General features: G+C 71.9%; 14 protein-coding genes. 8 read left to right on the forward strand and 6 right to left on the reverse strand.

Features of this window, described 5'->3' with window-relative positions; all coding sequences use genetic code 11:
• Positions 1–198: 198 nt before the first annotated feature.
• Positions 199–795 carry a TIGR03086 family metal-binding protein gene (locus tag ACFU97_RS19120; protein WP_384257725.1) on the reverse strand — a complete coding sequence of 199 codons (597 nt, stop codon included), beginning with the start codon at positions 793–795 and terminating at the stop codon, positions 199–201.
• 10 nt (positions 796–805) lie between these two features.
• Positions 806–1,237 (reverse strand): DUF6010 family protein, encoded by a 432-nt coding sequence (locus tag ACFU97_RS19125; RefSeq protein ID WP_384257726.1) that lies wholly within the window; start codon positions 1,235–1,237, stop codon positions 806–808.
• Positions 1,238–1,369: 132 nt separating this feature from the next.
• Here ACFU97_RS19125 and ACFU97_RS19130 point away from each other — a divergent pair, with 132 nt between their 5' ends.
• On the forward strand, positions 1,370–2,635 hold the full coding sequence (locus ACFU97_RS19130; protein ID WP_384257728.1) for an MFS transporter: 1,266 nt from the start codon (positions 1,370–1,372) through the stop codon (positions 2,633–2,635).
• Here ACFU97_RS19130 and ACFU97_RS19135 read toward each other — a convergent pair.
• A complete protein-coding gene (locus tag ACFU97_RS19135; protein WP_384257731.1) occupies positions 2,572–3,735 on the reverse strand; it encodes a hypothetical protein in 1,164 nt (387 codons plus the stop codon). The two genes, ACFU97_RS19130 and ACFU97_RS19135, sit on opposite strands and share 64 nt — an antisense overlap.
• Positions 3,732–4,673 carry a 5-dehydro-4-deoxyglucarate dehydratase gene (locus ACFU97_RS19140; protein ID WP_384257734.1) on the reverse strand — a complete coding sequence of 314 codons (942 nt, stop codon included), beginning with the start codon at positions 4,671–4,673 and terminating at the stop codon, positions 3,732–3,734. Before ACFU97_RS19140 ends, ACFU97_RS19135 begins: the two co-directional genes overlap by 4 nt.
• Positions 4,674–4,887: 214 nt before the next feature.
• On the opposite strand from ACFU97_RS19140, the gene ACFU97_RS19145 reads away from it, so the two are divergent.
• From ACFU97_RS19145 to ACFU97_RS19175, 7 genes are all read left to right on the forward strand, one after another.
• On the forward strand, positions 4,888–5,697 hold the full coding sequence (locus ACFU97_RS19145) for an NAD-dependent epimerase/dehydratase family protein (protein ID WP_384257736.1): 810 nt from the start codon (positions 4,888–4,890) through the stop codon (positions 5,695–5,697).
• Between the two features lie 219 nt (positions 5,698–5,916).
• Positions 5,917–6,705: a DeoR/GlpR family DNA-binding transcription regulator gene (locus ACFU97_RS19150; protein WP_384257738.1), complete on the forward strand. Its 789-nt coding sequence runs from the start codon at positions 5,917–5,919 to the stop codon at positions 6,703–6,705.
• 78 nt (positions 6,706–6,783) lie between these two features.
• Positions 6,784–8,157 carry an ABC transporter substrate-binding protein gene (locus ACFU97_RS19155; protein ID WP_384257741.1) on the forward strand — a complete coding sequence of 458 codons (1,374 nt, stop codon included), beginning with the start codon at positions 6,784–6,786 and terminating at the stop codon, positions 8,155–8,157.
• Positions 8,154–9,092, forward strand: coding sequence for a carbohydrate ABC transporter permease (locus ACFU97_RS19160; RefSeq protein ID WP_384257743.1), 939 nt, complete (start codon positions 8,154–8,156; stop codon positions 9,090–9,092). Before ACFU97_RS19155 ends, ACFU97_RS19160 begins: the two co-directional genes overlap by 4 nt.
• On the forward strand, positions 9,089–9,937 hold the full coding sequence (locus ACFU97_RS19165; protein WP_384257746.1) for a carbohydrate ABC transporter permease: 849 nt from the start codon (positions 9,089–9,091) through the stop codon (positions 9,935–9,937). The genes ACFU97_RS19160 and ACFU97_RS19165 overlap by 4 nt, the downstream gene beginning before the upstream one ends.
• The gene (locus ACFU97_RS19170; RefSeq protein ID WP_384257748.1) at positions 9,934–10,923 is read left to right on the forward strand and encodes a zinc-dependent alcohol dehydrogenase family protein; all 990 of its coding nucleotides are present in this window, start codon (positions 9,934–9,936) and stop codon (positions 10,921–10,923) included. The genes ACFU97_RS19165 and ACFU97_RS19170 overlap by 4 nt, the downstream gene beginning before the upstream one ends.
• 107 nt (positions 10,924–11,030) lie before the next feature.
• On the forward strand, positions 11,031–12,221 hold the full coding sequence (locus ACFU97_RS19175; RefSeq protein WP_384257750.1) for a TerD family protein: 1,191 nt from the start codon (positions 11,031–11,033) through the stop codon (positions 12,219–12,221).
• A gap of 27 nt (positions 12,222–12,248) precedes the next feature.
• Here ACFU97_RS19175 and ACFU97_RS19180 read toward each other — a convergent pair whose 3' ends face one another.
• On the reverse strand, positions 12,249–13,265 hold the full coding sequence (locus ACFU97_RS19180; RefSeq protein WP_384257753.1) for a 1-aminocyclopropane-1-carboxylate deaminase: 1,017 nt from the start codon (positions 13,263–13,265) through the stop codon (positions 12,249–12,251).
• Positions 13,266–13,285: 20 nt separating this feature from the next.
• Positions 13,286–13,930 carry a GntR family transcriptional regulator gene (locus ACFU97_RS19185; protein WP_384257755.1) on the reverse strand — a complete coding sequence of 215 codons (645 nt, stop codon included), beginning with the start codon at positions 13,928–13,930 and terminating at the stop codon, positions 13,286–13,288.
• Positions 13,931–14,064 lie beyond the last annotated feature (134 nt).

Consider the following 14,064-nt stretch of genomic DNA (forward strand, 5'->3'; position numbering starts at 1 on the left):
GAAGAAGGAGGGAGGGGAGGAAGGGAAGGAGGAGGAAAAAGAGGAAGGAGAAGGGAGAGAGGAGGGAAGGGAGGGGGGAGAGGGGAAGAGGGGGAAGGGGAGGGGGGGGGGGGGGGGGGTTTGTACGGGGGGTTGGAAAAAGAGAGGTGAGGCCCCCCGGGGGGCCCCCCCCCCGACGTCGGTTGTGTCCGGTTCGGCTCAGTGCTCCCGGCGCCAGTCCGGGTTCCGTCCGCTCAGCCCGACGGCCCGGTCCAGCAGCGGCGCCCCGTCGGGGACGGTGAACACCGGGCCGAAGATGCCGCCGCCCCGGCTCGGGTCGTTCGCCGCGGCCAGCAGGAAGTCGTGGGAGGTCTGCAGGGCGGCCGGGTCCGGGGTGTAGTCCTGGCCGGTGGCGCGGGCCAGGTCCCAGCCGTGGATCACCAGCTCGTCGGTGGCGACGGCCGCGGCGACCGCACCGGGCAGGTCCACGCCGCCGGCCCGGGTCATGCCGGTCCAGGCCCGCGGGTCGCGCCAGGCCTCGGCGAGCTCGTCCAAAATCTTGGGCAGCTCCTCGCGCCAGCCGGGGCCGAGTTCGGGCACGGCGGCGGCGTCCGGGGCGGTGTCGGTCGTGCCGCCCAGGTCCTTGCGGGCGGCGTCGCGGAAGGCGACGGTCAGGCCCAGGACGTGGCCGAGCATCCCGCGCACCGTGTAGTCGGGACAGGGTGTCGGCCCCGCCATGTGCTCCTCGCGCACCCCTTCGGCAAGCCTCGCGATGACGCGCGTCTGCGGTCCGAGGTCGAGGGTCGTGTCGGTCATCCGCTGCTCCTCAGGTTTTCGGTCCTTCAGGAGTCAGACCGCCGCGGCGTCCGAAACTCATCGCCTGACGCACATCACGTGGTGTCCGGCCCCCGCCCAGGCACCACAGGGCGATCACCGGGTCGCAGATCGCGCAGCCCAGCGAGGAGCTGTGGGCGAACGGGATGATCGGGTTGCCCTTGACGTGGTGGACGACGTCCCACGCGGTGTGCAGCAGCCAGCCGACGCCGATGAAGGCCCAGGAGTCCAGGCCCCGGTAGGCGACGTAGGTGGCCACCGCGGTGAACGCGAACTCCCAGCCGCCGAGGCCGCCGCCGCTGAGGTAGGCGGCGCCCGCCCCGCCGACCATCACGGCGTTCAGCCGGCGCCGGTGCGGCTCCCGGACCAGGCACATCAGCAGGACGTAGACAAGCCCGACGAAGATCGGGGCGAGATAACTCATGGTCGTCGACGCTAGGGCCGACACGCTGCGCGTCCCATGGGCATTGGCGACAGGTTCCCACGGGTTCCCGCCGCCGTTCTAGGGCACTTGCCCCATGACCGGGCGGGGGCCTTAGACCCACGATGGCCAGGCATGACGACATCGGCATCGGCATCGGCCCCGCATCCGGATTCGGCCTGGGCGGTGGTGCGCGTCCTGCGCGACCGCAACGCGGGGCTGTACCTCGCGGGCATGGTGGTCTCCGGCTTCGGCACGTCGGCGCTGTGGCTGGCGTCGGGCGTGTGGGTCAAGGACCTGACGGGCTCGAACGGCCTCGCGGCCCTGTGCCTGCTCGCCATGTGGGCGCCCACGCTCGCCGGCCCGTTGCTCGGCACGCTCGCCGACCGGGTGCGCCGCAAACCCCTGCTCGTCGTCACGAACGTCCTGCTGGCGGTCCTGCTGCTCACGCTCCTCGGCGCCGACTCCCCCGGCCGGGTCTGGCTGATCTACCCCGTCCTGTTCCTGTACGGCGCCGCGGGCGTCGTGCAGGACGCGGCCGAGTCCGCCCTCGTCGCCGGCGCCGTAGACCGGTCCCTGCTCGGCGACTTCAACGGGCTGCGCATGACGGCGAACGAGGGCATGAAGCTGGTGGCGCCGCTCGCGGGCGCGGGCCTGTACGCGGCGTACGGCGGCCCGAGCGTGGCGCTGCTGGACGCGGTCACCTTCGTCCTGGCCGCGGGGCTGTGCACCCTGCTGCGCGTGCGCGAGGACCGGGTGGTGCCGGCGACGGCGGGCTGGTGGGCACGGACGGCCGAGGGCACGCGCTTCCTGTGGGCGCACGCCCGGCTGCGGCGCCTGGTCCTGGCCGCGGGCGCCACCATGCTCTGCGCGGGCCTGTCCGGCGCGCTGCTCTACGCCGTCGTCGACGGACTCGGCCACGCCCCCGCCTACGCGGGAGTCCTGTACGCCGTCCAGGGTGCGGGCTCGGTCGTGCTCGGTCTGGTCTCCGGGCCCGCCCTGCGCCTGCTGGGCGGGCGCCGGTTCGCGGCGGCCGGGATCGCCCTCACGGCGTGCGCGGTGGCGGCCCGGGCGATACCGGCCGACCCGGTGGCGCTGGCGTGCAGCGCGGCGAGCGGCGTGGGGCTGCCGTGCGTGCTGATCGCCGCGATGACGGCCGTGCAGCGTGAGACCCCGGGCGCGCTGCTGGGCCGCACGGCCGCCACGGCCAACACCCTGATGTTCACGCCGAACGTGGTGGGCCTGGCGGCCGGCGCGGCCCTGGTCGAACTGGTCGGCTACCGGCTGGTGCTGATCGTCCTGGGCGCCGCGCTGCTGGTGATCTCCGGGGCCCTTCTTCAGAGCCGGGCCAGCGCCTCCCGTACCAGCGACAGGTCGCCGTCGGACGCCAACCCGGCGTGATAGAGCCGCAGTTCGCTCGCGCCACGCCCGCGCGCCTCGGCCGCGTCCGCCGCAAGCGTGCCCGGTCGGCCGCCCATGCCCGAGACCACGGTGAAGTTGGCGGCGAGGACGGCGTCCGCGCGGCCCTGCTCGGCGAACGGCGTCAGCAGGCCGGTGCCGCCGGCGCACGGCACCACCACGCCGTCGGCGACGGACAGGATGTGCGCGGGGTCCACGCCGACGTTGGCGCCGACGTGGTAGGTCACCGGGTCGGCGTGCAGCAGCACCTGGAAGCCCGCGGGGGCCGCCGCGCGCACCGCCCGGACGGCCGTCTCCTGAAGGGTGCGGGCGGTCTCGTCGCGCCACGCGCGCGTGGCGGCCGCCGTCGCCTCGCCGAGCAGCTTCTCGACGCCGGCCCAGGCTCCGTCGTCGGGCGCGCCCCGCCACAGCGGCTCCAGCGCCTCGCGTACGGAGGCCGCCAACTCGTCGGCGTCCAGGCCCTGTTCGCCGTAACCCTCCCGGCAGACGGAGCAGAAGCAGAGTGACATCAGGTACGAGCCGGCATCCCCGAGGCCGACCCCGCCGGTCTTGTCGTGGGCGTGCAGATGCTGCAGCCCGTACCAGCCGAGCGACTCCAGCTCGGTGCCGCGCGCGCCGGGCCGCACCGCCGCCTCGGCGGCCAGCTCGACGAGGTACGCGCGCGTGGCGGGCCGGGCGATGCACGGGGCCCACGGGTAGCGGTCGCCGTAGGCGTTGACGACGGAGGTGTCCGGACGCTCCGCGCCCAGGCGGGAGTTGTGGGCGAGCACGACCCAGGTGTGCACCTCGAGTCCGGCGTCCGCGAGCGCCGCCGCGGCCTCGCCGTACGCGTCCCCGGGCGCCCAGTCGCCGGCCGCGTACGGCCTGAGCTCGTGCCCCTCCCAGCGCGCGTCCGTGGGGTAGAGCACGGCGGCGTGCTCGGCGGTGACGATGCGGTGGCGCGGGTGGCGGGGCGTCAGCGCGCGCGTGGAGTGGTACGCCGCGGCGAGCGTCACCTGGCGCACGCCGAGCCCGGCGATGCGGCCCGCGGCCTCCGGGTCCCCGTTGACGTCCCAGGGGTAGACGAAAGCCGATGCCTTCACTTGGGCTCCTCCAGCAGGGCGTAGCCGCGCTCGATCAGCTGGGCGAGCTGCTTGACGTGCTCCTCGGCCGGTTCGTGCAGCGGCGGGCGCACCTCGCCCACGTCGAGACCGCGCAGCCGTACGCCCGCCTTCACCAGGGCGACGGCGTATCCCCGCCCCTGGGCGCGCAGTTCGACGAACGGCCGGTAGAAGCCGTCGAGGAGGCGCTGGGCGGTGGTGTCGTCGCCGGTGCGCAGCGCCTCGTGGAAGGCGCAGGCGATCTCCGGGGCGAAGCAGAACACGGCGGAGGAGTACAGGCCGATACCGATGGCGCGGTAGGCGAGCTGGGTCTGCTCGGCGGTCGGCAGGCCGTTGAAGTAGAGGAAGTCGCCCGGTACCTCGGTGCGTACGGCGCTGACGATGCGCTGCATCAGGTCGAGGTCGCCGAGGCCGTCCTTGAAGCCGATGATCCCGTCCGTGCGGGCGAGTTCGGCGACGCTCTCGGGGGTGAACACGGCGTTGTCGCGCTGGTAGACGATGACCGGCAGCGCGGTCGAGGCGGCCACCTCGCGGTAGTGCCGCAGCAGCCCCTCCTGCCCGGCGACCACGAGGTAGGGCGGCATGGCGAGCAGCCCGTCCGCGCCGGCCCCCTCGGCCAGGCGCGCGTAGCGCACGGCGAGCGCGGTGCCGTACCCGGCGCCGGCGACGACCGGCACCCGCCCGTCCGCCGCCTCCACGGCCGCCCGCACGCACGCCTCGAACTCCTCGGGCGTGAGCGCGTGGAACTCGCCGGTGCCGCAGCAGGCGAAGACCGCGGCGGCCCCGGCCTCGACCCCGCGGCGCACATGGGTGCGGTACGCGTCCAGGTCGACCGAGCCGTCCGGCCCGAAGGCGGTGACCGGGAAGAACAGCGGCCCGCTGGGGATGCTGAGTCGAGTGGCGAGGGGGGATGGCGTCACGGGCTCTCCCTGTGGCAGGCGCGTACGTTCTTCTGACCGGCGTCTATATTTCTGAACAACGCCACACTATGGAGCCGACTCCGGGCCGGTCAAGCACGCAAACCGCGTGACACTTGACGGAGTCGGGCCAGGCTTCATAGCGTTTCCATGAATGTGAATACAGTCCATGCATGCGGCCACCTGTCATAGGCGGCGGACCCAAGGAGACCCGAGGATGCCCGCTCCCCGCACCGTCCTGCTCACCGGCGCCGCCGGCGGACTCGGCACCCTGATGCGGAACCTGCTCCCCGCCTTCGGCCACGAGCTGCGCCTGCTCGACCTGCGCCCGATCGAGGGCGAGAGCGACGCGATCACCGCCGACCTCGCCGACCGGGACGCGCTGCGCGAGGCCGTGCGCGGCGTCGACGCGATCATCCACCTCGCCGGCATCTCCCTGGAAGCCCCCTTCGAGAAGATCCTCGCGGCCAACATCCAGGGCACGTACAACCTGTACGAGGCCGCCCGCGAGGAGGGCGTCCGGCGGATCGTCTTCGCCTCCTCCAACCACGCGGTCGGCTTCACCCCGCGCCCCCAGGGCGACGACCCACTCATCCCGATCGACACCCCGCGCCGCCCGGACACCTTCTACGGCCTGTCCAAGTCCTTCGGCGAGGACCTCGCCCAGCTCTACTGGGACAAGCACGGCCTGGAGACGGTCTCGGTGCGCATCGGCTCCTGCTTCCCGGAGCCGACCAGCGTGCGGATGCTGTCGGTGTGGATGAGCCCGGCCGACGGCGCCCGCCTCTTCCACGCGGCCCTGACCGCCGAGAACGTCGGCCACACCGTCGTCTACGGCTCCTCGGCCAACACCCGCCTGTGGTGGGACCTCACGACGGCGCGCGCCCTCGGCTACGAACCGCAGGACGACTCCGAGCCGTTCGCCGCGAAGCTGATCGCCGAACACGGCGAACTCGAGCCGGACGACGTCGCGCACGCCTACCTCGGCGGCCACTTCGTGAGCGAGCCGCCCATCTGGCCGTACTGACCCCGCTCCCGCCGCATTCGGGCACCGCGCCTGCCCGATCCCACGCCGTGTCTCACAGCCACGCAGGTCCGAGGCGGTCACTCCGCTCCGCAAACGGGCACATACGGGCAGCATCGAGCCTGCAACAAGCCTGGTCAGTGCCGCACGCCGGGGGTAGAACTTCCCCCATGGGCCCCACCCGGGCCCGTACGGGCAGCGAGAGGAAAGGCGGGTGCGGCGATGACGGCGAACTCGGCGAAGACGGCGAAGACGGCGGAAGAGCGTCAGCGCGAGATCGTGCGGGTCGCACGCGCCACGGGCTCCGTCGACGTCACCCTGCTCGCCGACCAGCTGGGCGTGGCCAAGGAGACCGTACGGCGGGATCTGCGCGCCCTGGAGGACCACGGCCTGGTCCGCCGCACCCACGGCGGCGCCTATCCCGTGGAGAGCGCCGGATTCGAGACGACGCTCGCCTTCCGCGCCACCAGCCATGTGCCCGAGAAGCGCCGGATCGCGGCCGCCGCGGCCGACCTGCTCGGTGACGCCGAGACGGTCTTCGTCGACGAGGGCTTCACCCCCCAGCTCATCGCCGAGGCGCTGCCCGGGGACCGGCCGCTGACCGTGGTCACCGCGTCCCTGCCGGTCGCGGGCAGTCTCGCCGAGTCCGACTCCATCTCCGTGCTGCTGCTCGGCGGCCGGGTGCGCTCCGGCACCCTCGCCACCGTCGACCACTGGACGACGAAGATGCTGGCCGGCTTCGTCATCGACCTCGCCTACATCGGCGCCAACGGCATCTCCCGCGAGCACGGCCTGACCACCCCCGATCCGGCCGTCAGCGAGGTGAAGGCGCAGGCCATCAGGGCCGCGCGCCGCACGGTGTTCGCGGGCGTGCACACCAAGTTCGGCGCGGTCAGCTTCTGCCGGTTCGCCGAGATCGGCGCACTGGAGGCCATCGTCACCAGCACGCTGCTGCCGTCGGCCGAGGCCCACCGCTACTCCTTGCAGGGACCACAGGTCATCAGGGTCTGACCCGCAGACCGAGCCGCCCTCAGGGCACTGCCACACCAAAAAGCGCCCCAAATATTCCCCTATGTCCAGGAGCGATCCATGCGCACCCCGAGCCGACGACGGCCACCGCGAGCAACGCTCGCCCTGGCCGCCGCAGGGACGCTGCTCGCCCCGCTGCTCTCCGGCTGTTGGGTCGGGGCGGGCGGGTCCGGTTCCGGAGGCAACTCCATCAACGTCCTGATGGTCAACAACCCGCAGATGGTGGAGTTGCAGAAGCTCACCGCCAAGAACTTCACCAAGGAGACCGGCATCAAGGTGAACTTCACCGTCCTGCCGGAGAACGACGTCCGCGACAAGATCAGCCAGGACTTCGCCAACCAGGCGGGCCAGTACGACGTGGCGACGCTCAGCAACTACGAGATCCCCATCTACGCCAAGAACGGCTGGCTGCACGAGATGGACTCCTACGTCGCCAAGGACCCCTCCTACGACGAGCAGGACGTCCTCAAGCCGATGCGCCAGTCGCTGACCGCCGACGACCACAAGCTCTACGGCCAGCCCTTCTACGGCGAGTCGTCCTTCCTGATGTACCGCAAGGACGTCTTCGCCGAGAAGGGCCTGACGATGCCGGCCCACCCCACCTGGGACCAGGTGGCGCAGCTCGCCGCCCAGGTCGACGGGGCGAAGTCCGGGATGCGCGGCATCTGCCTGCGCGGCCTGCCCGGCTGGGGCGAGCTCATGGCACCGCTCACCACCGTGGTGAACACCTTCGGCGGCACCTGGTTCGACAAGAACTGGAAGGCGCAGCTCGACTCCCCCGGGTTCACCGCGGCCACCAAGTTCTACGTCGACCTGGTGCGCAAGCACGGCGAGTCCGGCGCCGCGCAGTCCGGCTTCGCCGAGTGCCTCAACAACATGACGCAGGGCAAGGTCGCCATGTGGTACGACGCCACGTCCGCGGCCGGCTCCCTGGAGGCCAAGGGCTCCCCGGTCAAGGGCAAGCTCGGCTACGCGCCGGCCCCGGTGGAGAAGACCGACAACTCCGGCTGGCTCTACACCTGGGCCTGGGGCATCCAGAAGGCCTCCCGCAACCCCGACAAGGCCTGGAAGTTCGTCTCCTGGGCCTCCAGCAAGGGCTACGAGCAGCTGGTCGGCGAGACCAGCGGCTGGCCCAACGTGCCCGCGGGCAAGCGCGCCTCGACCTACGAGAACGCCGACTACCGCAAGTCCGCGGCGTCCTTCCAGGAGATGACGAAGGAGTCCATCGAGAGCGCCAGGCCCAACGACCCGGGGGTGCAGCCGCGCCCCGCGCCCGGCATCCAGTTCGTCGGCATCCCCGAGTTCACCGACCTCGGCACCAAGGTCTCCCAGGAGATCAGCGCGGCCATCGCCGGACGCCAGTCCGTCGACTCGGCCCTGAAGAAGTCCCAGCAGCTCGCCGAGAAGATCTCGAAGGAGTACGAGGGGCGATGACAGCCACGACCACGGCTCCGATAGCCGCAACTCCCGTACGTACCAAGGGCGCGCCCCCCGCCCGGCTGCGCGCCTGGGCCACCCGCGCCCCGCTTCTGCCCGCCCTGGTCTTCATGATCGTGGTGACCCAGCTCCCCTTCGTGGCCACGCTGGTGATCTCGTTCTTCGACTGGAACGCCCTCTACCCGAAGGCCCGTCACTTCACCGGCCTCGACAACTACCAGGAGGTCCTGACCGACGCCGACCTGCGCCACTCGGTGTGGACGACGGTCGTGCTGACGGTGGCGGTGGTCCTGGCCAGCCTGGTCCTGGGCCTGATGCTCGCCCTGCTCCTGGACCGGAGGTTCCGCGGCCGGGGCGTGGTCCGCACGCTCCTGATCGCCCCCTTCCTGGTGGTCCCCGTCGCCGCGGCCCTGCTGTGGAAGCACGTGCTCTACAACCCCGAATACGGCCTGTTCAACGGCCTGTTGCACTACGTCGGCGGGCCGCAGCCCGACTGGATCTCCAACACCCCGCTGCTCGCGGTGGAGGCCTCCCTGATCTGGCAGTGGACGCCGTTCATGATGCTGATCCTGCTGGCCGGCCTGCAGAGCCGCGACGGCCAGCAGCTGGAGGCCGCGCGGGTGGACGGTGCCAGCGACTGGCAGATCTTCCGCCATCTGACGCTGCCGCATCTGCGCCGCTACCTCGAACTCGGCGCCCTGCTCGGCTCGATCTACATCGTGCAGAACTTCGACGCGGTCTTCACGATCACGTCGGGCGGCCTGGGCACCGCCAACCTCCCCTACACCGTCTACCAGAGCTTCTACCAGGCCCATGAGAACGGCCTCGCCTCGGCCGCCGGCGTCCTGGTCGTCATCGGCTCGATCATCATCGCGACCTTCGCGCTGCGCGTGGTGTCGTCCCTGTTCCGCGAGGAGGTGTCCCGCGCATGAGCACCGTCGCCGTATCGACCCGTCCCCGCCGCAGGGGAGCCGGCATCGGCCTGGTGGCCTGGCTGGTCGGGATCGTCTTCTTCCTGCCCATCGCGTGGATGGCGCTGACCTCCTTCCACTCGGAGACGGACGCGGCGAAGAACCCGCCCGCCTTCGGCGCCGCCTTCACCCTGGACGGCTACCGCGAGTTCTTCGGCTCGGGCGGCGGCGCCAGCCCCTGGCCGTCCCTGATCAACTCCGCGGTGGCGTCCATCGGTTCGACGATCGTGGTCCTGCTGCTGGCGCTCCCGGCGGCGTACGCGCTCTCCATCCGCCCGGTGAAGAAGTGGACCGACGTCCTGTTCTTCTTCCTGTCCACGAAGATGCTGCCGGTCGTGGCGGGCCTGCTGCCGATCTACCTCTTCGCCAAGAACACCGGCATGCTGGACAACATCTGGCTGCTGGTCATCCTCTACACCTCCATGAACCTGCCGATCGCGGTGTGGATGATGCAGTCCTTCCTCGCCGAGGTCCCGGTGGCGGTGATCGAGGCGGCGCGGGTGGACGGGGCCCGCCTGCCCACGATCCTCGCCCGCGTGGTGGCGCCGATCGCGCTGCCCGGCATCGCGGCCACCGCCCTGATCTGCTTCATCTTCAGCTGGAACGAGCTGCTGTTCGCCCGGGTCCTGACGGGCGTGGTCGCCGAGACCGCCCCCGTCTTCCTGACCGGCTTCATCACCAGCCAGGGCCTGTTCCTGGCGAAGGTGTGCGCCGCGTCGCTCGTCATCTCCCTGCCGGTGCTCGCCGCGGGGTTCGCCGCCCAGGACAAGCTGGTCCAGGGCCTGTCGCTTGGAGCCGTGAAATGAAGGCCGCCGTCATCGAGTCCGTGGGCCGCGCCGTCGTCACCGAGGTCCCCGACCCGACACCCGGCCCCCGCGAGGTCGTCGTCGAGGTGGCCGCCTGCGGCCTGTGCGGCACAGATCTGCACATCCTTCAGGGCGAGTTCGCGCCGAAGCTGCCGATCGTGCCCGGCCACGAGTTCGCCGGGCAGGTGGTCGGCGTCGGCACCCAGGTCACGGAGGTCGCGATCGGCGACCGGGTGGCGGTCGACCCCTCCCTGTACTGCTACGAGTGCCGCTACTGCCGTACGGGCCACAACAACCTCTGCGAGCGGTGGGCCGCGATCGGCGTCACCACGGCCGGCGGCGCCGCGCAGTTCGCGGTGGCGCCCGTCGCCAACTGCGTGAAGCTGCCCGAGCACGTGCGCACCGAGGACGCGGCCCTGGTGGAGCCCCTGTCCTGCGCCGTGCGCGGCTACGACGTCCTGCAGTCCCGGCTGGGCGCACACGTCCTGATCTACGGCTCGGGCACGATGGGTCTGATGATGCTGGAGCTCGCCAAGCGGACGGGCGCGGCGAGCGTCGACATGGTCGATCTCAACCCGGCGCGCCTGGAGACCGCCCGGCAGCTCGGCGTCTCCGCCTCGGCGGCGAACGCGGACGAGCTGGACCGCCCCCAGGGCTGGGACCTCGTGGTCGACGCGACCGGCAACGCTGCCGCGATCCAGGACGGCCTGGACCGGGTCGCGAAGGCGGGCACCTTCCTCCAGTTCGGCGTCGCGGACTACGCGACCCGCGTGACGATCGACCCGTACCGCATCTACAACCAGGAGATCACCATCACCGGCTCGATGGCGGTCCTGCACAGCTTCGAGCGGGCCGCCGAACTCTTCGCGGGCGGCGTCCTGGACCCGGAGGTCTTCATCAGCGACCGCATCTCCCTGGACCGCTACCCGCAGGCCCTGGAGCAGTTCGCGGCGGGGGTGGGCCGCAAGATCGTGGTGGTGCCGTAGGACGCCCTGGACCGGCCCCCGCCGTGGGAGCGCGGGGGCCGGACACGATTGGCCGGAGAGTAAGGGAACGGTAAAGCGCCCTCGCTCGTTCAAGGGGCATGACAGCTATGACCCCTGGCTCGAACATCCCTCTTCCCACGGCCCGCGTGGCGGTGGACGTCGCCGCTCCCGTGCGGCTCGACGTGTCGGGCCTGCTGCTCACGGGCGACGGCAAGGTGCGCTCCGACGACGACTTCATCTTCTACAACCAGCCGAGCGGCCCGGGCGTGACGTACCGGTCGGGCGGGGGCACGGCACCCGACGCGATCGTCGTCGACACCGCCGCCGTCCCGCCGGGCATCGAGAAGATCGTCGTCACCGCCAGCCCGGACGCCGCGGGCCAGACCTTCCAGGGCATCGAACCGACGGCCACGATCCGCGGCGCGGACGACAACAGCGTCCTGGCCACGTTCACACCCCCGCAGCTCGGAGCGGAGACGGCCCTGGTGGTCGTCGAGATCTATCTGCGAGGCGGCCAGTGGAAGGCCCGCGCGGTCGGCCAGGGATACGCCAACGGCCTGGCGGGCATCGCCACCGACTTCGGGGTCACCGTGGAGGAGCCGGCCGTGGCCGCCCCGCCCCAGCCGGCCGCCCCGCAGACGCCGGCGGCCGCGCCCGTGGCCGCCACGCCGCCGCCTCCGCAGGCCCCGCCCGCCGCCGCGGCGCCCGCGCCGGGGGCCGGGAAGATCAACCTCGACAAGGGCCGGGTCAGCCTCCAGAAGAACCAGACGGTCTCCCTCGTCAAGGGCGGCCGCCCGCTGCTCAGCCAGGTCAAGATGGGCCTCGGCTGGGAGCCGGCGTACGGCGGCAAGGACATCGACCTGGACGCGTCGGTCATCGCCTACGGCCCGCAGCGCAACCACATCGACAGCTGCTACTTCGGCAAGCTGTCGATCCTGAACGGCGCGATCAAGCACTCCGGCGACAACCTCACCGGCGAGGGCGGCGGGGACGACGAGGTCATCGTGGTCGACCTCGGCCGCATCCCGCAGGAGGCCACCGGCCTGGTCTTCACGGTCAACTCCTTCTCCGGGCAGAAGTTCACCGAGGTCGCCAAGGCGTACTGCCGCCTCCTGGACGCCGCGACCGGCGAGGAGCTGGTCCGCTTCGACCTCACCAACGCAGAGCCCCAGACCGGCGTGATGATGGCGAAGCTGATCCGCCAGTTCTCCGGCGAGTGGGAGATGACCGCCATCGGCGACTTCGTGAAGGCCCGCACCGTCCGCAACATGGTGAAGCCGGGCGCCCAGATCCTCTGACCGACCACCCGGCCGCGGGCACCCGCCTCAGAACAGCGCGCTGTACGCGTTGAGGGCGGGCTGCCCGCCCAGGTGTGCGTACAGCACCGTGGCGTCCCGCGCGATCTCGCCGCGCGCGACCAGGTCCACCATCCCCGCCATCGACTTGCCCTCGTACACGGGGTCGGTGACCATCCCCTCCGTACGGGCCGCGAGCCGCATCGCCTCCAGCGTGCTCTCGTCCGGGATGCCGTAGGTACCCGCGTGGTACCGCTCGTCCAGCTCGACGTCCGCGGCGGTCAGCTCCCGCTCGACGCCGATGAGCCGGCCGGTGCCCTGGGCGATCCGTACGATCTGCTCCTTCGTCGCGGCCGGCTTCGCCGAGGCGTCGATGCCGATCACCCGGCGCGGCCGCCCGCCCGCCTCCTCCAGCGCCGCGAACCCGGCGACCATCCCGGCCTGCGTGGAGCCGGTCACCGAGCACACCACCACGGTGTCGAAGAAGACGCCCAGCTCCCGCTCCTGCTCGGCGACCTCGTAGGCCCACCCGGCGAAGCCCAGTCCGCCGAGCGGATGGTCGGAGGCGCCGGCCGGGATGGCGTACGGCGTGCCGCCCGCCTCCTCGACCTCCCCGAGCGCCTGCTCCCAGCTCTCCTTGAACCCGATCCCGAACCCGGCCCGCACCAGCCGCACGTCCGCCCCGGCCAGCCGGCTGAGCAGGATGTTGCCGACCTTGTCGTAGACGGAGTCCGGCCAGTCGACCCAGCTCTCCTGGATCAGCACGCACCTGAGCCCGGCCCGGGCGGCGACCGCGGCGACCTGGCGGGTGTGGTTGGACTGCACGCCGCCGATCGACACGAGCGTGTCGCAGCCCTTGGCGAGCGCGTCGGCGACCAGGTACTCCAGCTTGCGGGTCTTGTTCCCGCCGTAGGCGATGCCGGAGTTGCAGTCCTCCCGCTTGGCCCACAGGGAGGCGCCGCCGAGGTGCGCGGTCAGCCGCTCCAGCCGGTGCACCGGCGAGGGTCCGAACAGCAGGGGGTAACGCTCGTACGAGGAAAGGGACATGAGTCCTCCCGGGATCGGGATCAGTCGCCGTCGGCGAGGTCGGTGAGGGTGCGCCAGATCTCCGCGGTGACACGGACCGCCTCGTCCACGTCGCCGTCCGCGCAGGCGCCGATCAGCTGCTCGTGCAGTCCGGCCGAACGGCAGCTGCTCTCGCCGAAGCGGCGGCGCTCCAGGCGGCGGATGAGGGGGGTGTAGCGGGCGATGGTCGCAGCGGCCGCGCGGTTGCCGGCGGCGTGGACGAGGATGTCGTGCAGCTCGTCGTCGGCACGCAGCGCCGCGTCGACGTCACCCGCGCCGACCGCCGCGGCGAACCGGTCGTTGGCCGCGCGCATCGCCCCGACGCCGGCGGCGGAGAGCCGGGGCACGCCGACCCGTGTGACCAGCTCGTGCAGCGCGCCGACCACGGCGGCGGCGTCCCGTACGTCCGCGGCGACGAGCTCGGTGACCCGGGTGTAGCTCTGCGGCTTGCTCTCCAGCAGCCCCTCGTCGACCAGCCGGGAGAAGGCCTCCCGCACCGGCGCCCGCGACAGCCCCAGCCGCTCGGCCAGCTCGGCGTCCCGCACCACCGCACCGGGTTCGAGCTCGCCCCCCACGATGGCATCGCGGATCGCCTCGTAGGCACGGTCCCGGAGAAGGGTGCGCTGCACGGGCCGGAGTGCGTCCATGAACTGAAATGTTAGATGTCAATCCTGCCGACGGACAAGGGCGTGGGGGGGGGGGGCGGTGGGGGGAGGGGGGGGGTGTGGGGCCCCACACCCCCCCCGCGACGTCGCCACCGACGCCGGGTGCCTTCCTCACG

The organism is Streptomyces sp. NPDC057616, assembly GCF_042800575.1.
Lineage (GTDB): Bacteria > Actinomycetota > Actinomycetes > Streptomycetales > Streptomycetaceae > Streptomyces.